Here is a 19,129-nt window from a genome sequence, read left to right as displayed (position 1 = left end):
GCGGACGGCTCAGTCCAGAAAGAAGCCCACTAACCGCGGGATGCCGGCTTGCCGGCGGACCGCGGCCGTCAAGCGGCCGGGTTGCTCGATGACGGGGCCAAGTCGATGCTGAGGCAGGGGGCCAGATGACAATGCCGTTCACACGCCGCCGGCTGGTGACCGCGATCGGCGCCGCCGGGGTGATGGTCGCCGGCGGCCGCCTGTCGAGGATCGCCGGCTCCCGGGCCACGGCGTTCGCCGCGCCGGCAGCACAGCCCGTCCCCGGCGGCACGCTCCGGATCGGACTTACCGGGGGGTGGGCGACGCTCGACCCGCCGCACTACACGAACGTTTCCGAGCGCGAGATCTTCTATTCGATCTACAGCCCGCTCTTCTCCCTGACGCCGGCCTTCACGATCGGCCCGGGCCTCGTGAGGACGTGGACGGTCTCGCCGGACGGCCTGCGCCTGACGTTTCATCTGCAGCCGGGGGTGCAATTTCACGACGGAACGCCGTGCGACGCCGCCGCGGTCAAGTTCAACATCGAACGCACCCTCGATCCCGCGACCGGCTCGGCCTTCCGGACGATTCTCGCACCGATCAAAGACGTCCGCGTGACCGGCGCCGCGACGGTGGACCTGACGCTGGCCGCGCCCTTCACTCCGCTCCTGAGCTGGTTCACGGAGGGCCCGGGCTTCATGGTATCGCCGGCGGGGGTGAAAAAGTGGGGCGCGCAGTTCGGGCAGCATCCCGCGGGCACGGGCCCCTTCGCGTTCGCGGAGTGGGTCAAAGACGACCACATCACCCTGCGGAAGTTTCCGGACTACTGGCAACAGGGCCGGCCGTACCTCAACGAGGTCGTCTATCGACCGCTGAACGACGAAACGGTGAAGATGGCGAACCTGCGGGCGGGCAGCCTCGACCTCGTCGACACCGTACCGGCCAGGGAGCAGCGCGCCATCGGCGGCGACCCGCGCTTCAAGACGATCATCTTCCCCGGCACGCGGTGGCCGATGATTCGTCTGAACAACGCGCTGCCGCCGTTCAACAACAAGGCCCTGCGGCAGGCCGTCTCGTACGCCGTGAACCGCCTGCAGATCGTGACGGCGATCTACTTCGGGCAGGCGCGTCCGGCCTACGGCCCCATCTCGCCCGTGTACCGGGACTATTACGATCCGTCCATCACCCGGGTCAGCTACCGCCACGATCCGCAAAAGGCAAGGGCCAAACTCGCCGATGGCGGCCGGCCGAACGGCTTCACGTTCACGCTGGAGATCTACGCGTCGCCGGAGCAGACCCGGCTCGCCGAGCTGATCAAGGCGCAACTGGCGGAGGTCGGCATCACCGCCAACATCCAATCCTACGAGTTGACCACGCTCCAGGCCCGCATCACGGGCAAGCGTTACGAAGCGGTCATCGGATCGTGGACGCCGCGCCCGGACATCGACGGCACGATGTACAACCACTTCAGCTCCCGCGGCAATGTGAACTCGATGACGTACCGGAACGACGAGGTGGACCGGCTGCTCGAGCAGAGCCGGGCGATTCCGAACGGACCCGGACGCGTCCGCGTCTACCGGGACATTCAGCGGCTGGTCGTGGACGATGCTCCGTGGGTCTTCCTCGTCTTCGAAAACCTGATGACCGCGACGCGCAAGGAGGTGCACGACCTCCCCGTCGTCCCCGACACGATGCTGCGGTTCGGCGCCGTGTGGATGCAGGTGTGAGCCCGCCGCGGCGATGCTCCGGTTCCTCGTCCGTCGTATAGCCGTCACGGTGCCGATGCTCCTGCTCCTGAGCATCGGCATTTTTCTGATGCTGCACTTCGCACCGGGTGACGCGGTCACGCTGCTCCTGCCGGAGGACATGCAGGCCCAGCAGGTCGCCCAAGACCTCCGGCACCAGCTGGGTCTGGATCGACCGCTGTACCTCCAGTACGAGACATGGCTCCTCCACGCGCTGGGCGGCGACCTCGGGTACTCGTACCGGTCCCGGGCCTACGTCGCGCCGGAGATCGCGGCGCGCCTGCCGGTCACCCTCGAGCTGACGGCGCTCGCGATGGGCGGGGCGGTGGCGGCGGCGCTCCCGCTGGGGGTCGCCGCGGCGCTTCGCCGGAACACCCTGGCCGACGGCCTGATCTCGGCGCTGGCGTCTCTCGGCCTCGCCATGCCGGCGTTCTGGCTCGGCCTTCTCCTGATCTTGTTCTTTGCCGTCGACCTCCACTGGCTGCCGCCGGCCGGATATGTGCCGCCGTGGCGGGACCTCGGCGCGAATCTGCGGCTCATGATCCTGCCCGCCGTGACCCTAGCGGTGCCCTACACCGCGGTGGTGCTCCGCATCGTCCGCATGAGCGTCCTCGACGTCGCGAGGGCGGAGTACGTGCAGACGGCGCGGGCGAAGGGGCTCAGGGAGCCGCGCGTCGTCGCGCGGCACATCTTGCGCGGCGCGTTTATTCCGATCATCACCGTGGTCGCTCTAGAGACCGGCCGCCTCCTCGGCGGCGCCGTCGTCACGGAAACGATCTTTACGCTGCCCGGGATCGGCCGTCTCGCGGTCGATTCGGTCCTCAGCCGGGACCTGCCGATCTTGCAGGCGGCGACGCTGTTCATGGCGCTGGCGCTGATCGGGGCGAACTTCCTCGCCGACGTGCTCTACGCGTGGGCGGACCCGCGGCTCAAGTATGAGTGATCAGGCCGGGTTCGCCGCGCGCGGCGGACGGCTCGTGGAGCGCCACAGGCTCGCCGCGCTCGGCGGAGGAATCTGCGCCGCCGCGTTCCTGGCGGCGCTCCTCGGCCCCGCGCTCGACCGGGTTTCGCCCGAGGCGGTGCACGTTTCGGTGATGCTCCAGCCGCCCTCGACCGCCTGGCCCTTGGGCACCGACGACCTGGGACGGGACATCCTGAGCCGGCTCTTGGCCGGCGGACGGATTTCGCTCGGGGTCGGACTGGCCGCCACCGCGCTGGCCGCCTGCGGGGGGGTCTCGGCGGGGCTCGTCAGCGGATACTGGGGCCGGTGGGTCGACACAGCGCTGATGCGGCTGGCGGACCTGCTGTTCGCGTTCCCGGCGATGGTGCTCGCGGTGGCCATCGTCGGCGTGCTCGGACCGAATCTCGCCAACGCCACGCTCGCGATCGCGGTGGTGGCCATGCCGAGATTCGCGCGGCTTGTCCGCGGACAGGTGCGGGTGCTCCGGGAAATGGAGTTCATCGAAGCCGCCACGGCGACCGGCGCCACCGGGATCCGCATCATGCGGCGTCACCTGCTGCCCAACCTGCTGGGGCTCGTCACGATCGAAGCCACGCTGACCGTGAGCTTTGCCATTCTGACGGAAGCGTCGCTCTCGTTCCTCGGGCTGGGCGCCCAGCCCCCGACCGCGTCCTTGGGCTCGATGCTGCGCTACGGCTACCCCTTCCTCGATCAGGCCCCGTGGATCGCCCTGGCCCCCGGGATGGCGATCATGATCACGATCCTCGGGCTCAATTTGCTCGGCGACGGCGCTCGGGACGCGCTCGACCCGCGGCTCCGTTCCTGACCGGCCGGCCGCAGCCTACTCTGCCCGGCTCAGCCGCAGCGGACGCGCGCCCTCGAGCCAGACGCGCCGGCTCGCGGCGACGACGGCCTCGAGCTGCGAGCTCACCCTGCCGATCACGGACACGTGGAGCGCGAACGAAAGGTCGGGGTGACGCCACTCCGCGCGCCCATAGGCCAGACCGATCTTCTTCATCCGCGGGTAGTAGATGAGATCGCCGGCCGCCAGCACGTGTCCCTCGTTCTCGACCGCGGTGATGCCGATGTCGTAGTCGCCTTCGGTCCGCCACGCGTCGCCCGACCACTTGACCTGCACGGCGCGGTCGCTGATCGGAAGCGCCTCCCACAGCGCCTTCGTGGTGCGCGGCGCCGCCATCTCGAGCAAGGTCACCCGCGCCGTCACGCCGTCCAGAACGAGCTCCACGTCCACGTCACCGCTCCTCTCGCCACAACGTCACCGCGCGGGCGGCCCGCGGGGATGATGGCCGGGCTGCCTCCGCCTCAGTAGTGCGCCCCGGCGTCCATCCGTACCTTGCCGGCGAACACCCGGTACACGACCACTTGGTAGACGATAATGAGGAACACACCGGGAAGCAGCCACAGTGTCGCCGCGGCGAGTCCGGCCGGCGCCGCGGCGGCGTTGGCCACGGTCAGGCTGCGCTCGGGAAACGGCTGCGACCGCAAGAGGTACGGGTAGGCGCCGATTGCCGTCGCAGTGAGCAGTGCCGCGATAATCCCGCTCGTCGCCAAAAACGCCGCGCCGTACCGGCGCCGCTGGTGCGCCCGCCGCGTCACGACAAGGCATACCGCGGCCGCGAGCGGGGCGAGCAGCCAGATCGGATAGACGCGATAGTTCCCCAGCAGCTCGGGCCGAAGCGCAAACGTCGCAACGGTCAGCACGATCGCCAGCACCAGCACGACGGTCCACAACGGCTCCGCCACGCGGTGCGCGCGCTCACCAAGCGGGCCGTCCGCTTTCAGGCACAAATAGTAGGCGCCGTGGAGCATGAGCAGCGCCACGCTGAACAGGCCCATGACGAGGGCGTACGGATTCAGCAGCCACCCGAACAGGCCCTGGAAGTACCCGTCGGCGCCGATCGGGACGCCGGTCACTACGTTGCCGGCTGCGATGCCGTAAAACAACGCGAGGAGCAGGCTGGTCACCGAAAACACGACGTCCCAGGCCCCCTGCCACAAAGGATCGGCGATATGGTGGCGAAATTCGAGCGCGACGCCGCGGCCCATCAGCAGCCACAGAACGACCATCAACGGCAGATAGAATCCGCTGAACCCCACGGCGAAGGCGCGGGGAAAAGCGAGGAAGGTCCCGACCCCAAAGCCGAGCAACCACACCTCGTTGGCGTCCCACACCGGCCCGATCGCGTTGAGCGCCGTTCGCCGCTCGGCGTCCGTCCGCGCCACCGCCAAGTGCAGGACCCCGACGCCCAGGTCGAACCCGTCCAGGATCGCGTATGCCACGAGGAGCACGATGAGAATGACGAACCAGAACATCGCCATCAGCGCACCGCCGCCGCGGACGACGGCTCGTCGGGCCCGCGCAGCACGAGCAGTATCGCCAGGAAAACGGCGAGGACGCCGAGCAGGGCGTACGTGCCGGCGAATCCCAGGACGGTAAAGATCGTCTCTCCGGCTTCGACGGTGGGCGAGCCGCCCGCGGCCGTCCGCAGCAGGCCGTACACCAGCCACGGCTGGCGGCCGACCTCGGTCACAACCCAGCCGGCCTCATTCGCGATATAGGGGAACGGAAGCAACAGCATCAACACCCAGAGAAACCACCGGCTCGTGAACAAGATCCCGCGCCACCACAGCAGCACCCCGAGCAGGAGGGCGACGATGAGGATCGTCCCCAGCCCCACCATGATGTGGTAGGCGTAGTAGGTGATCTGCACGAGTGGCCAGTCCATCTCGGGGTAGTCGTTGAGACCCTTGACCTCAGCGCGCAGGTTGCCGTAGGCGAGGAAGCTCAGCGCGTCCGGCACGAAGACCGGATCCAGCAGCTTGCGCTCCGTCGTCGACGGCATCCCGATGATCGCAAGCGGCGCGCCGTACCGCGTCTCGAACAGGCCCTCCATCGCGGCGAGTTTGACCGGTTGATAGGCTGTCACGTTCCGGCTGTTCATGTCGCCGGTCGGAAACAGCTGCGTCAGCGAGAACACCACCCCCACCCCCACCCCGAGGGCGACCGAGAGCCGTCCGAACTCTACGTGGCGGCCGGCAAGCAGGTAGTACGCGCCGATCGACGCCATCACGACGGCGGCGGAGAGTACGGCGCCGTTGATCACGTGGGCGTACTGCCACCAGAGGAACGGGTTGCCGAGCATCGCGCCCAGGCTCGCGACCTGCGCCGTTCCGTCCGGCGCAAGACGATAGCCAACCGGGTGCTGCATCCAGGCGTTTGTGGCAGTGATGAACAAGCCCGACAGCCAAGCCCCGGCCGCGAGCAGCACCGTCGCGAGCCAATGTAGCCGGGGCGGGACGCGGCCTTCGCCGAACAGCACGATCCCAAGGAACGTCGACTCGAGGAAGAACGCGAATACGCCTTCGAGGCCGAGAAACTGTCCGATCACGCCTCCGGCGTAGGCCGAAAACTGCGCCCAGTTGGTGCCGAACTGAAACTCCATCGGGATCCCTGTGATCACCCCGATGGCGAAGTTGAGCGCAAAGATGCGAGTCCAGAAGCGGGCCGCCGCGCCACAGCGCGCCTCCCCCCGGATTAGGTGCAGCGTCCGGAGGACGACGATCAGCGGAGCCAGTCCCATCGTGAGGATCGGGAAGAGGTAGTGGAACATGACGGTAAACGTAAATTGAAGACGATCGGCGATCACCGCGTCTGTCATGCGGGCCCCACCCTGCTCTGACGTCGGGCCGTGCCTCACTTCATTGCGTACACCTGCCTTCCTCTACACGCCACGCGGTGTTCCGCTCCGCTTACGAACCGCTGCCGTCGAGTCCCGCATCTTGCGACACGCGATGGCCGCCTCGCTGGAACACCATGCCGGAAAAGCGGCCAACGCCGGACACGGAGTAAGGCCCGAGACCACTATTTGCGCGCATCGAACTACTATCGGTGGCCGAAGTTCTTCCCGGGGCCAGATGATCAGCGCCGGATTCCCACCCATGACGCGTGCCTCCGGTGCTTCCGCGCCGGCGATGTAGTGTCGAAGGGCCGCCTGATCGTGGGGATCGTCGCCGGATACCGGCCCGAGGAATTCGCCGCCGTCGGGGTGTCGCTCGCGGAACGTTGCGGGCGCATGGCGGGCGGTCACTTCGAGCGCGCTCTACGCCGCTCGCGCAGGGTGTACGCGAAGCGCCGGGCGGCACTTCTTGCGGCGGCCGGGACACATCTGGCCGTCCGCGTCGACATCACAGGTACCGATGCCGGAACCCAAGTGTTGATGTGGTTTCGCCGAATCCCGGTCGGCAGGCTTGCTGCGCTCGTCGAGCGTGCCGCAAGCGCCGGAGCAGGGGTATATCCGGCGACGCGTGACTTCCTCCGCCGCCCGCGCCGCGCGGGGGTACTCCTCGGGTACGGGGCGATACCGGACGGGGACATTGAGGAAGGTATCCGCCGTCTCGCCGCCGTGCTCCCGTAAACGAATTCAAGAGGTACCCTGCCGCAGCTACCTCGTCTTCGGCTGGTACACCTCAAACAGTTTGATGTTGTGTGGCGCCTTCGCGTCGGCCAGGACCGGCCTCAAAACGGGACCGATCACTGAGGCGGCGGCGTCGGCGGCCTGCTTCGACGCCCACAATACGACCAGACCGTAGTCGCCCGTTTCGTTGTCGGCGAAGAACTCGCATCGGTCGCAGCCCTGTTGCGATCGAATGGCGGGGACGATCTTGTCGGCTATCGCTTCGGCTGCCGAGCGGCTCCCCGGGCCCAAGCTGAACTGAACGAGTCTCAAATTCATCGTTGCACCTCTCAGATCGAAATACGTGCGGCTAAGCGGTCTTCTCGACCGGCGCGCCGACCAGGCTCCCCCACTCCGTCCACGACCCGTCGTAGTTGCGGACGCGAGGGTACCCGAGCAGGTACGTCAGCGTGAACCAGGTGAGCGACGAGCGCTCGCCGATGCGGCAGTAGGCGATCACCTCGTTGTCCGGGTGGACGCCGCGGCTCTCGTACAGGCGGCGAAGATCGTCGGCCTCTTTGAACGTGCCGTCCTCGCGGACATTTTGCCCCCACGGAATGTTGCGTGCGCCCGGGATGTGGCCGCCGCGCTGCGCCCCCTCCTGCGGGTAGGCCGGCATCGCGATCAGTTCGCCGCTGAACTCTTGGGGCGAACGGACGTCGACGAGCGCCACGCCGGGCGCCTCGATGCGCGCCTGCACCTGGTCGCGAAAAGCGCGGACGCTGAGATCCGGAGTTTTCGCGCGGAACAGCGCGCGCGGATACACCGGCGCATCGGTAGCCATGGGGCGGCCTTCCGCGATCCACTTCGCCCGGCCGCCGTTGAGTATGCGGACGCGGTCGACCCCGAACATCTTGCACAGCCAGAATGTGTACGCGGCGAACCAGTTGTTCTTGTCGCCGTACAGCACCAGCGTGCTGGCGTTGTCGATGCCGTAGGACCCGAGCAGATTCTCGAACTGCTCTCTGGAAATCCAGTCGCGACGGACCCGATCTTGGAGCTGGGTCTGCCAGTTGATATGCGCGGCCCCGGGAATGTGCCCCTGACCGTAGAGCGTGACGTCCTCGGAAATTTCGATCACCCGCACCGCGGGGTCTTGCAGGTGGTCGCCGAGCCAGTCCGTATCCACCAAAACCTCGGGTTGCGCGTAACCCCTCGGCATGCGCCGTTCCCCCTTCACGTGAAGAATCAATGCGCGATCCGATGCCAACGTACGAGAGACCCAGGCGCCGCGTCACCGGGGGAAGTACGTGTTTTCTGGGAGCCCGGTACGTGTTTTCCAGTGTAGGTAGCGAGCGCGGCCGGAGGTCCGGCCCGGCGGGTCAGGCCGAAGATAGGTGCAGTCCGTGCTCCACGGCCCAGACGGCCACCTGCGCGCGGGTGTTGAAGCTCAGTTTGTTGAGGATGCTCTGGACGTGACCCTCGGCCGTACGCTCGGACACCACCAAGGCCGCGGCAATCTGCCGGTTGGTCAACCCGCGCGCGACGAGCCGGGCGACCTCGCGCTCACGACCCGTGAGCGAGGAATCGGCCGGCCCTCTATCCTCCTGCCCGAGGGACGCCGGTTCTGATTTGGCCGGTGGCAGCGCGTATTCGATGGCCTGTTCCAGAGTCATCGCGCGGCCCGCGATCTGGGCCGCTTCGAATGCCCGTCCGCTCAAAGACATGCGTGCGCGATCGCCGTAGCGCTGAACCTCGGCCAGGAAGTCCGAGTCCCGCCGGGCTCGAAGCGCCTCCTGGACGGGTGCCGCCGCGGCGAACAGAACGGCGGCTCGTTCATAGTGGGCGCGCGCACATTCGACGCACGCCAGCCCCTCGAGCCCTTGAAAGACGACCCATCGGTTTTGCTCCGGAGCGCGGAGCCGGATGCTCTTCGCGTAGGCGTCCACCGCCTCGTCATACGAGCCGCGGCGCAGCATCGTGATGCCCAAGTTGCGCAGCGCGATCGAATGACGCCACCGGTCTCCAAGCGCCTCGAACAGCCGCGCGCTTTCGGCGCAGAGATCGACCGCGCGGTCGTAGTGACCGCGCTTTCGCAGGGCGACCGATAGTTGCGTTAGGGCGAACGCAAGGAGCCATCGATCACCCAGCGCGTGCGCTTGGGCGACCGCTTCTTCGAGGGGCCGGACCCCATGGTCCATCCCGGTGTCGGCGGCGATGTTGCCCTTGGCGATGCGCGCCACAATGCCAAATACCTGGTCGTCCCGGCCCGCACCGGTGAAATTCAGGTTTCCGGTCAGCTCTTCCACGCGCGGGATGTCTCCCTGCGCGAGCGCAAAGAGCATGGCCCCCCAGCGGGTCCGCCGGCTCAGCGGCTCCGCCGTCCCGCCGGCCGCGAGCGCGTCCTCCACCCACCGCCGCCCCTCGCCCCAGTGCTCGCCCATGAACCAGAACCAGGTGAGCGCACCGGTCAACCGCAGCCACCCGGCGATGTCGCCGGCCGCTTTGCTCCACGCGAGCGCCGCCCGGAGGTTGTCGTGCTCCGTCTCCATCCGGCTCAGCCACAGGTCTTGCGCGTGTCCGCGCAGTGCGTCGCCTGCGCGGTCGGCAAAGTCCAGGTACCAATCGCGATGCCGCCGCCGGATGGCCTCGGTGTCGTCGGACGCTTCGAGCCGCTCCTGGCCGTACTGGCGCACACTGTCCAGCAGCCGGTATCGGGGGTCGCCGCGACGTTGATCGAAGACGACAAGCGACTTGTCGACAAGGCGCGTCAAGAGGTCCAAGATGTCCTGCTCCGCGATGCCGGTGCCGGGGCAGACTCGTTCAGCCGCCTCCAGCGTGAACCCGCCGGCGAAGACCGCGAGCCGCCGGAACAACGTCTGTTCGCGCTCCGTCAGCAGATCGTGGCTCCAATCCAGCGTCGCGCGCAACGTCTGATGCCGGGGGAGGGTTTGCCTCGACCCCGCCGTCAACAGCCGCAACCGGTCGTCGAGCCGCGCGGCGATCTGCTCAACGGACAGCGCCGCCACGCGGGCGGCGGCAAACTCGATGGCGAGCGGCATGCCATCCAGCCGCCGGCAAATCTGCAGGATCGTCGGAGCACTGTCATCGGTAACGGTGAACTCCGGCTGCGCGAGCGCGGCCCGTTCGGTAAAGAGGCGCAGCGCATCATACCGGACCATATCCGCGGCGGATGCCGCGTGACGCGCAGCGGGAAACTGTAGCGGCGGGACACGGTACGTGATCTCCCCCGCGACTCCGAGCGCCTCCCGGCTGGTCGCGAGCACCCGAACAGTCTCGCTCGCCCGCAGCAGACGATCGGCGAGAGCCTGACACGCCGCGCGGAGGTGCTCACAGTTGTCCAAGACCAGCAGGGGGCGGCTCGTTCGCAGGTAAGCGGCCAGCGTGTCGGCTAATGGACGGCCCGGCTGCTCCGGGACGCCGAGCGCGGCCGCGACGCTGCTGGGGACGAGCGCCGGATCGGCGACCGGTGCCAGATCGACAAACCACACGCCGTCCGGGTACTGCTCAAGACATTCGGCGGCCACCCGAAGAGCCAACCTGGTCTTGCCGGCGCCTCCGGCGCCCGTGAGGGTCAGCAACGGGGCGGTCGTCAGCAGCCGTTGGACGCCGGCGATCTCCCGCTCGCGGCCGATGAAGGTCGTGAGTTGGATCGGAAGGTTGTGACGGCGCCGCGGCGGCGGGCCGACTCCGGGCCCATCCTCGCGGACAGGCCGCCCGGCCGTCCGTCGTTTCGCGCTCGGCTTCCTCGGTCGACGAGCCATCGCGCTCCCCCAAACCCGGACCGCCTGCACCGGATCAGAGGCCGGTGTTCGGTGGGCCGATGACGGCGACCTGCGGCCGCGCGGACACCCACGACACCGGCGTGACCGGCACCGCCGGCCGCCGGCAGCGCGCTCCGTTGCTCGCGGGCATCGGCGTACGTTGACAGTCCATTCTAGAATATATATTCTAAATTCATGCCGAGAGCCCCCAAATTCGACGAAGCCCAGATCCTGGCGTCGGCGCGAGACCTGGTCGCCGCCCACGGCCCCGCGGCGGCGTCCGTAAGCGCGATTGCTCGGGCGATTCGCGCGCCGATCGGCTCAATTTACCACCGATTCGAGTCGCGCGCGGTGCTCCTCGGCGAGGTGTGGTTGAGCGCGGCGGAGTCGTTCCAGAACGCCTACTTCGAGGTCCTTCGGGGGCCCGAAGCCCGCGATGCCGGACTGGCCGCCGCCCTGTACCTCGCGCAACGGGTGCGTGCCAATCTCGCGGAGGCGCGGGTGCTGCAACTCTACCGGCGGCAGGACTTTGTCCGGCACGGCTGGCCACCCCGCATGGAGCGGCGTGCCCGGGCGCTGCGGCAACAGATCGACGGCGAGTTTCGTGACTTCAGCCGGCGGTTGTGTGAACGTACGGATGCCCGCACGGTGCGCATCGTCACGTTCGCCGTGCTCGACGCGCCGTTCGCGGCGGTTCGCCGGCACGTAGCGGCGAAGGAGGTCCCGCCCGATTACGTCGATCTCCTGATAACCGCGACGTACCATGCCACGCTGCGCCTCGCGGGCGTCCAGCCGTCGCAGAACCCGCCGTAGCGACGGTCACCGGATGAAAGCCCATCCCCAACGGAAGCCCATCACAAGGAGGATGCGCGATGTCGGAGCGAGTTGATGTTGTGAAGCGGTTGTTTGATGCGGTGAGGCGGCGCGACCGAGCGGCCCTCCTGGAGGCCTACCACCCCGAGGTGTCGATCCACGAGGCACGCTCGCTGCCATACGGCGGCCGTTTCCATGGACATTCGGGGGCCGTCGAACACGTGGAGGGATTTTACCGGACGTGGGAGGGCCTGAAACCTCCGAGTCTCTTCGAAGACATCGGCACGACGCGCCCCCGCCTGTTCGAGTTTCTTGAGGCGGCCCAGGATCACGTCGTGGTGATCGGCCGGCAGCTCGCGGTCGGACCCGACGGGAGCGCGCTGGATGTCCCGGAGGCGTTCGTGTTCACCGTGCAGGACAAACGAGTCATCGAGTCCTGGATGTTCAACCAGGATACGGTCGCGATCCTCGAGTTCTTGAGGAACGCCGGACGATAAGGCGTGCGCCGCGGCGTCGAAAACGAAACGGACGGCGACCCGCTCATTCGGACCGGCCCGGGCGAACGTCGCGTCGTTCGCGCACCGCCGAGCTTGATCCGGCGGCCGACTGCCGGCCTTGACTGAAACGCAGAAATGCCGGCACGAACTCCCGCGCGTACGCCACCATGCGGTCGAGAACCTCCCCGCCGCGCTCTGCGGACGCCGCAGTCCAATCGCCGCTGGCTCCGCTCGGGAGTACCTCCGCGGCTTCGCTGAACAAACCGATCGAAAATCCCTGGAAGGCCGCCGTGCGATACGATGACGCGGAGATCGGCCCGGCGTCTCTTACGTAACCCCGCCTCTCGCCGTGTCCATCTATCGTGATGGCCTCCGGGTGGAGCGCCAGCATAACCGAGATCGTCGGTTCACCGCCGTGCCCGAACACGTGAGCGGCGTTTGGAATGATCTCACGGCCGAAGTGCTCGGCGAGGCGCCAAGGGTACAGGATACTGATCACAATGCCGTGCTGCCGCCGCATCTCCGCGGCGACCGGTTCGATCGCGGCCTCGTTCGGGCCGTGGTTGTTCACAATGATGATATGGCGGAAGCCGTGGACCACGTATCCACCGACCACGTCCCGGACTAGGGCTTCGAGGGTCGCAAGGCGCAGCGTCACCGTTCCCGGGAATGCCGTGTACGGGGTATAGCCGTACCATAGGGGCGGCGCGACGTACACATCCTCCAGACCTTCCGCCGTACGCCGGCAGAGATAGTCGGCAAGAAATGTGTCGGCACCGGTGTAGCCGGCCGGCCCGTGCTGCTCAACGCACCCGATCGGGACCATCAACACGGCGCGATCTTTCGGGATCGCACCGATCTCTTTGTAGCTCATGAGGGCGAGGTTCCATTTGCGCGCCATCTTACAACCTCCGAATGGCCTTCACCGGCTCGGCTCAGGGAATTTGTGGACGACCCCGTCCTTCATCACCAGCGTGATTCGCGTCGGATCCGCGACGGCGGCGATGTCCTCGAGCGGATCGCCATCAACCAGGATCAAGTCCGCCCGCTTGCCGGGTTCGACGGTGCCCAGGTCGTCGGCCATGCCCAGGAGCGAAGCGGCCGCGGCGGTGCTGGCGACGATCGCCTGCATCGGCGTCATGCCGGCCTGGACCATGTAGGGCAATTCTCTGCCGTTCTGGGCGTGCCCGAGGGCGCCGGCATCCGTGCCCATCGCGATCTTGACACCGGCTTCGAGCGCCCGGCGGAAGTTGCGCTGCTGCGTCTTGAGGACGGCCGGCAGCTTGGCCGCGACGTAGGCCGGCAGGGATCGCGGATCGGCATCGAGACGTTCCTTCATCCGCTGCGTGACGCTGAGCGTCGGCACCAACCACACGCCCTGGCGCGCCATGCGCTCGATGTCAGTCTCGTCGGCGACCGCGGCGTGTTCTATTGAATCGACGCCCGCCTCGAGGCAGATCTTGAGCCCGTCGCCGCCGTGCGCGTGAACCATCACACCCTTGCCGGCCGCGTGCGCCTCGTCCACCATCGCACGAAGCTCTTCGAGCGTGAACTGCCGCGTCGCCGGTCCGCCGCGCGGCGATCCGACACCGCCCGTCGTGGCTATCTTGATCCAGTCCGCGCCGAGCCGGATGATTTCGCGGACTTTCTTGCGGCATCCGTCGGGGCCGTCCGCGATGCCGTCCGGCACTCCGGGTAGCCTCGGAAAATCCGACGTGAGCCCGCACGGCTGGATCAGGTCGCCGTGGCCGCCGGTCTGCGTGATGATCACGAGACTGATCAGCATCCGCGGGCCGGCGAGGAGCCCTTCGTCGATTGCCGTCTTCAAGCCGAGATCCGCCCCCGCGGCGTCCCGGAACGTCGTGATGCCGGCGAGGAGCGTCTCGGTGGCCCACCGGGCGACTTGCAGGACCGCCAGGCTGGGTGCCAAGTTGAACCGCCGCCGGAAGTCGTGGCCGAAGTGGGCAATGTGATCGTGGGTGTCGATGAGACCCGGCATCAGGGTTAGGCCGGGATGATCGTGCACCACGACCCGGTCGCCCGGGGTCCGCGCGGAGGAGGCCGGCCGGATCTGTGTAATGCGGCCGCGTTCGATCAAAACGGCGACGTCCCGTTGAACAGGCCCCCCGGTACCGTCGATGAGACGTCCCGCTTTGATCAGCGTTGCGGGTGCTTCCATCAGCCAGCCTCCTCTGCCCTACGATCTCTGCGGGCTTCTTCTTGCGGCACGCCGCGCAGCACCTCCCCGAGCCCCGGCAGGAGACGATGCACGTAAACCCGCATTGACTGTGCAGCCCAACTGTCCGGGGATACCGGCCATCTACAGCTTCACGCGTCTGCGATGACGACCTTCGTACTGCGCCGAACGCTCGGCATCGTGCCGCTGCTTGTCGGCGTCTCGATGATTCTCTTCGGCCTTCTCCAGGCGATCCCCGGCGGTCCGCTGGCCGTCTACCTCAACAACCCGTTCGTCACCGGTCGCGATCTCATGCTCCTCCGGCACCAATTCGGCCTCGATCAGCCGGTGTATCTGCAGTATCTGCGGTGGTTCGGCGCGTACGCGCTCGGGCACTGGGGCCTCAGTTATTCGTCAGGACAGCCGGTCGCAGGGCTCATTGCCGGCCGCCTGCCGGCGACGCTTCTATTGATGGGAACGGCGCTGCTGCTTGCACTCGCGTTCGCGGTGGCGGCGGGCGCGTACAGCGCAGTGCGCCAGTACTCGGCGTTCGACTACGCCATCACCGTCTTTTCGTTCCTCGGCATCTCGATGCCGGTATTCTGGTTCGGGCTGATGCTGCAATTGGTGGTCGCCGTGCGCTTCGGCTGGCTGCCGGTCGCCGGGTTCGGCGGCGGAGGCGGCTGGGGAGAGATCGCCAGACACCTCGTGCTGCCGAGCGTGACGCTTGCGCTATTCACCGCGGGGCGGTGGAGCCGGTTCACGCGCGCCGGCGTCCTCGAAGTGTTGAGGCAGGACTACATCCGCACCGCGCGCGCAAAAGGACTGCCGGAGCGGCAGGTGGTGTTCCGCCACGCGCTGCGAAACGGCCTCATCCCGGTTGTCACGATCGTCGCGCTCGACTTGGCCGCTCTCGTGTCCGGCGCGGTCGTCACGGAGACGGTGTTCGCTTGGCCCGGAATGGGGAGTCTCCTGATCCAGTCGATCTCCAGCGTGGACTATCCCACTCTGCTGGCGATTCTGATGTTGAGCTCCTTCGCCATCGTAGTCTCGAACCTGATCGCGGACGTGCTCTACACGGTCCTCGACCCCAGGATCGTGTACCGGTGAGCGCGCGCGCGGCCGGCCTGCCGCCCAGACGGTCCGGCCTCTGGCTCGACGCGTGGAGGCGATTCCTCCGCGACCGGCTCGCGCTGGCGGGCGGGATCGTGCTCGCGGCGCTGGCGCTCGCCTCCGCCGCCGCCCCGCTGCTCACCCGGTACGCGCCGAACGAGGTGGACTTGAAGCAGCTCGACGCGGCGCCGTCCGCGCCCCACTGGTTCGGCACCGACGACCTCGGCCGCGACGAGTTCAGCCGCGCGCTGTACGCGGGCCGCGTCTCGCTGTCGATCGGCACCGCCGTCGCCGTCGTCGCGGCGTTGGCCGGCACGACGGTTGGCGCGCTGGCAGGGTACCACGGGCGGCTCGTCGACGCCGCGCTGATGCGACTCACCGACGTGGCCCTTTCGGTTCCGCCGCTGCCGCTCATCATCGTCCTGTCGGCGGTGGTGAAGCCGTCGCCGCAGATCCTGGTGTTGATCATCGCCGGCGTGGGCTGGATGGGAACGGCGCGTCTCGTCCGGAGCGCGTTCCTTTCGATCCGGGAGACCGAGTACATCGAGGCTGCCCGCGCGGCGGGCTGCGGAAGCCTGCGGGTCATTCTCCGCCACGCGCTGCCCAACAGCCTCGCCCCGGTGATCGTCGCGGCGACGCTGGCGGTCGGCAACGCCATCATCACCGAATCGGTGCTCTCGTTTCTCGGCGTCGGGATTCAGCCGCCGACGGCCTCGTGGGGCAACATGCTTCAGAACGCGGAATCGACGATGGCGACCAAGCCGTGGCTCTCGGTCTTCCCGGGCGTGCTCATCTTGTTGAGCGTGTTGAGCGTCAACGGCCTGGGCGACGGCCTGCGGGATGCGCTGGACGTCCGGGCGAAGGAGTAGACGGCGGCCGTCGTCGCCGCCGGCCACAGACCGAAAGGGGGAAATGACGTGAACCGACGCATGGGATGGCGGCCGATCCGACTCGCGGCGCTGTGTCTTGCAGCCGCGGCCGTGGCGGCCACCGCGCCCGCGGCGCCGCCGGCAAGCGGGGCCGGGATCTCGCAGATGGTGGTCGCCTATTACATCGAGCCCGACACGCTCAACCCGTACGCGACGCACGTCCTCGCCGCAAAGGAACTGGATGTCGTCGAAGGCTTCGCGGCGACGGACAGCCAGATGCAGTATGTTCCGCACCTCGTCCAGGAGGTGCCGACCCTCGCCAACGGCGGCGCGAAACTCTCCGGCGACACCATGACCGTCACCTGGCGGCTCAAGCCCGGTTTGAAGTGGAGCGACGGCCAGCCGGTCACGTCGGCCGACGCCGCGTTCACATACAAGACGATGACCGATCCCTCGTTCCGGGTAGATAGCCGTGCCGGGTGGGGGCTGATCGCCTCGGTCGACACGCCCGATGCCCTCACCGTGGTCGCGCACTTCAAGGAGCCCTACGGCGCCTATCGCGACTTGTTCCGCTATCTGCTCCCCAAACACGTGCTGGACGGTCAGGACCTCAACACCTACGCCGCCTACAATCGCGCGCCGGTCACGACGGCGCCGTATGTCGTCCAAGAGTGGGTCCCGGGCCAGTACCTGACGACGATCGCGAACCCATACTACCGCGACGCGGCCAAGGGTCTGCCCCGCATCAAGAAGATCGTCTGGCGGTTCGTGTCGGACGCAAACACCCGGATCAATATGTTGCGGACCCGCGAGGCGCAGGTCGCGTGGGCGCTTCCATTCGATCAAATCAAACCGCTGCAGTCCGTGGCCGGCGTCAAGGTGGTCGTACATCCGCTCAACGCCTGGATGCATTTCGACTTCAACCTCCGCAGGCCGCTGTTCCAAGATGTCCGGCTCCGGCAGGCGGTCGCGTACGCGATCAACAAACAGGACATCGTCGCCAGCGTGCTCGGGGGCCTCGGCCGGCCGGCCGGGCCGCCGGTCACGCCTCTGTCGTGGGCGTATGATCCCAACGCGTACAGGCAGTATCGGTACGATACGGCGAAAGCCAAACAGCTGATCGCGGAGGCGGGTTGGAAAGCCGGGCCCGACGGCGTCGTGCAGAAGGACGGCAAGTCGCTCGCGTTCACCAACTGCAACAGCGTCGGCGACGCGACGCAGGATCGCGTACAGCAGGTGATCCAGGCGGAATTGCGCGCCGTAGGACTCGGCATGCAGATCCACAACTATTCGCCGACGGTGTACGGGCAGATCCGCTTCCAGGGCGAATGCGACACCCTGTTCCATCGCTGGATCGTCCCGGCCTATCCGGCCCTCGCGCAGTTCTACGGGTCCGATGCGATGCCCCCGAACGGCTTGAACGAAGACTTCTACGTCAGCGCGGAGTTCACCGACACGATCCGCCGCGCAGAGCGTACGATCGACCAAGCGGCGGCCAAGAAGCTGTTCTGGCAGGCCGAGGAGATCCTCGGACGCGACCTCCCGTCGATCCCCGTGTACTATCTGTACGGGGCGCAGGCCACGACGACCCAACTGCGCGGACTCGTCGGCAACCCGACCAACGACGGGGACGGCTGGAACATGGAGCAGTGGACGCTGGAGCCCTGAGGAGGACAAACGACGCTATGGCCAAGATCGCGATCGTAGGGTGCGGCGCCATCGGAGGGCTGGCGGGCTTCTACATGGCCCGCGCCGGCGAGAAGGTGCTCTTCGTCGATCAAAACGCGGACCACGTCCGCGCGATTCGAGATCACGGCATCAGCGTCAACGGCTTCTACGGGCCGATGTCCGTGGGGCCGCAGCCCGCCGCGACGCCGGCGGAATTGGACGAGCCGCTCGACGGGCTGGTGTTTATGGCGTGCAAGTCGCAGGCCACCCGGGACGCGGTGCGCGGAATCGTGGAGCATCTCACCCCGGGCGGGTGTGTGGTGTCGTTGCAGAATGGCATGAACGAAGATCTGATCGCCGACGTCGTCGGACGCGAGCGCACGATGGGTGCGCTGCCGGATTACGGCGGCGCGTACCTCGATCCCGGGCTGCTCGAAGCGGTGCACGCGGGGGTGGTGTACGTCGGCGAGCTTGACGGGCGCATCACGCCGCGGGCGCGCGAGGCGGCGCGCCTTCTCGGCATCGGTCCCAACAAGTGCGAGCTATTGACCGACGTCGTCGGCCGCGTGTGGACTAAACAGGTGTACAATTCGCAAATCGTCCCGACGGCGCTGATCGACGAGACGGCGGTGCTCGCCGATAGACGTGTCCAGCGGCTCGGGGGCGCCGCCGTACGCGAGGCCATGAAGGTCTCGGACGCCGCCGGTGTCACGTTGCACGCGGACGAGTGGTTCCATCCCGAACTCTACCGTCCCGAGACGGCCGCCGATACCGCACGGCTATTCCACGCCTACGATCGTCTGACCGAGCACCTCTCGGGTCACAAACTGAAGACGCCGCCCGGCGGCTACACGTACGTGAAAAAGGCCAGCGGGATCCATTGGGACATCGTCTATCGGAAGCGAAAGAGCGAAGCGGACTATCTCACGGTCGCCTGCATCGCCGACCGCTACGGGGTGGACGTCCCGCTGAACCGGCGGATCGTGCAGATGATCAACGAAGTGGAAGCCGGCACGAGGAAGATGGGCTGGCACAACATCGACGAAGCGAATGCCTACGCCGAGCAACTGGGGGTGGCGCTGCCCTAAGGCCCAACGCGCCGGCTCCC

The 19,129-nt window shown here is 67.5% G+C and carries 18 protein-coding genes; 10 read left to right on the top strand and 8 right to left on the bottom strand.

Annotation, left to right across the window (positions count from 1 at the left end; genetic code table 11):
• Positions 1-131: 131 nt before the first annotated feature.
• The 3 genes from VFL28_13510 to VFL28_13500 are packed head-to-tail and all read left to right on the top strand — an operon-like array spanning position 132 to position 3,511.
• A complete protein-coding gene (locus tag VFL28_13510; protein HET7265676.1) occupies positions 132-1,706 on the top strand; it encodes an ABC transporter substrate-binding protein in 1,575 nt (524 codons plus the stop codon).
• Between the two features lie 13 nt (positions 1,707-1,719).
• A complete protein-coding gene (locus VFL28_13505; GenBank protein ID HET7265675.1) occupies positions 1,720-2,667 on the top strand; it encodes an ABC transporter permease in 948 nt (315 codons plus the stop codon).
• Entirely contained in the window at positions 2,660-3,511 is an 852-nt protein-coding gene (locus VFL28_13500; GenBank protein ID HET7265674.1) for an ABC transporter permease, read from the top strand. Before VFL28_13505 ends, VFL28_13500 begins: the two co-directional genes overlap by 8 nt.
• Positions 3,512-3,526: 15 nt before the next feature.
• On the opposite strand, the gene VFL28_13495 is transcribed toward VFL28_13500, so the two are convergent.
• The 3 genes from VFL28_13495 to VFL28_13485 all read right to left on the bottom strand — a co-directional run bounded on the left by VFL28_13495 (position 3,527) and on the right by VFL28_13485 (position 6,365).
• Positions 3,527-3,937: a DUF3830 family protein gene (locus VFL28_13495; protein ID HET7265673.1), complete on the bottom strand. Its 411-nt coding sequence runs from the start codon at positions 3,935-3,937 to the stop codon at positions 3,527-3,529.
• Between the two features lie 71 nt (positions 3,938-4,008).
• The gene (cydB, locus tag VFL28_13490) at positions 4,009-5,025 is read right to left on the bottom strand and encodes a cytochrome d ubiquinol oxidase subunit II (protein ID HET7265672.1); all 1,017 of its coding nucleotides are present in this window, start codon (positions 5,023-5,025) and stop codon (positions 4,009-4,011) included.
• The gene (locus tag VFL28_13485) at positions 5,025-6,365 is read right to left on the bottom strand and encodes a cytochrome ubiquinol oxidase subunit I (protein ID HET7265671.1); all 1,341 of its coding nucleotides are present in this window, start codon (positions 6,363-6,365) and stop codon (positions 5,025-5,027) included. Before VFL28_13485 ends, cydB begins: the two co-directional genes overlap by 1 nt.
• 318 nt (positions 6,366-6,683) lie before the next feature.
• Between VFL28_13485 and VFL28_13480 the strand changes: the two genes are divergently transcribed.
• Positions 6,684-7,121: a hypothetical protein gene (locus VFL28_13480; GenBank protein HET7265670.1), complete on the top strand. Its 438-nt coding sequence runs from the start codon at positions 6,684-6,686 to the stop codon at positions 7,119-7,121.
• A 27-nt stretch (positions 7,122-7,148) separates the two neighbouring features.
• Here the strand turns inward: VFL28_13480 and VFL28_13475 are convergent, their stop codons facing one another.
• From VFL28_13475 to VFL28_13465, 3 genes are all read right to left on the bottom strand, one after another.
• Entirely contained in the window at positions 7,149-7,439 is a 291-nt protein-coding gene (locus VFL28_13475) for an antibiotic biosynthesis monooxygenase (protein HET7265669.1), read from the bottom strand.
• A gap of 31 nt (positions 7,440-7,470) precedes the next feature.
• Positions 7,471-8,322 carry a sulfurtransferase gene (locus VFL28_13470; GenBank protein HET7265668.1) on the bottom strand — a complete coding sequence of 284 codons (852 nt, stop codon included), beginning with the start codon at positions 8,320-8,322 and terminating at the stop codon, positions 7,471-7,473.
• A 160-nt stretch (positions 8,323-8,482) separates the two neighbouring features.
• Positions 8,483-10,885, bottom strand: a complete 2,403-nt coding sequence (locus tag VFL28_13465) for a LuxR C-terminal-related transcriptional regulator (GenBank protein HET7265667.1) — start codon at positions 10,883-10,885, stop codon at positions 8,483-8,485.
• 195 nt (positions 10,886-11,080) lie between these two features.
• Between VFL28_13465 and VFL28_13460 the strand changes: the two genes are divergently transcribed.
• Together VFL28_13460 and VFL28_13455 are read left to right on the top strand one after the other, a co-directional pair.
• Positions 11,081-11,698, top strand: a complete 618-nt coding sequence (locus VFL28_13460) for a helix-turn-helix domain-containing protein (GenBank protein ID HET7265666.1) — start codon at positions 11,081-11,083, stop codon at positions 11,696-11,698.
• A gap of 59 nt (positions 11,699-11,757) precedes the next feature.
• Positions 11,758-12,195, top strand: coding sequence for a nuclear transport factor 2 family protein (locus VFL28_13455; protein HET7265665.1), 438 nt, complete (start codon positions 11,758-11,760; stop codon positions 12,193-12,195).
• A 43-nt stretch (positions 12,196-12,238) separates the two neighbouring features.
• On the opposite strand, the gene VFL28_13450 is transcribed toward VFL28_13455, so the two are convergent.
• Together VFL28_13450 and VFL28_13445 are read right to left on the bottom strand one after the other, a co-directional pair.
• Entirely contained in the window at positions 12,239-13,096 is an 858-nt protein-coding gene (locus VFL28_13450; protein ID HET7265664.1) for a creatininase family protein, read from the bottom strand.
• 21 nt (positions 13,097-13,117) lie between these two features.
• Positions 13,118-14,374, bottom strand: a complete 1,257-nt coding sequence (locus VFL28_13445; protein ID HET7265663.1) for an amidohydrolase family protein — start codon at positions 14,372-14,374, stop codon at positions 13,118-13,120.
• A gap of 162 nt (positions 14,375-14,536) precedes the next feature.
• Between VFL28_13445 and VFL28_13440 the strand changes: the two genes are divergently transcribed.
• The 4 genes from VFL28_13440 to VFL28_13425 are packed head-to-tail and all read left to right on the top strand — an operon-like array spanning position 14,537 to position 19,109.
• On the top strand, positions 14,537-15,481 hold the full coding sequence (locus tag VFL28_13440) for an ABC transporter permease (GenBank protein HET7265662.1): 945 nt from the start codon (positions 14,537-14,539) through the stop codon (positions 15,479-15,481).
• The gene (locus VFL28_13435) at positions 15,478-16,353 is read left to right on the top strand and encodes an ABC transporter permease (GenBank protein ID HET7265661.1); all 876 of its coding nucleotides are present in this window, start codon (positions 15,478-15,480) and stop codon (positions 16,351-16,353) included. Before VFL28_13440 ends, VFL28_13435 begins: the two co-directional genes overlap by 4 nt.
• A 48-nt stretch (positions 16,354-16,401) precedes the next feature.
• A complete protein-coding gene (locus VFL28_13430; protein ID HET7265660.1) occupies positions 16,402-18,021 on the top strand; it encodes a peptide ABC transporter substrate-binding protein in 1,620 nt (539 codons plus the stop codon).
• 17 nt (positions 18,022-18,038) lie between these two features.
• Positions 18,039-19,109 (top strand): 2-dehydropantoate 2-reductase N-terminal domain-containing protein, encoded by a 1,071-nt coding sequence (locus VFL28_13425; protein ID HET7265659.1) that lies wholly within the window; start codon positions 18,039-18,041, stop codon positions 19,107-19,109.
• The last annotated feature ends 20 nt before the right edge of the window (positions 19,110-19,129 follow it).

It is taken from the genome of bacterium (assembly GCA_035691305.1).
In the GTDB taxonomy this organism is placed as follows: Bacteria; Sysuimicrobiota; Sysuimicrobiia; order Sysuimicrobiales; family Segetimicrobiaceae; genus DASSJF01.
Note: the sequence above shows the minus strand (reverse complement) of the source record. Positions and strands in the feature narration are given on the sequence as shown.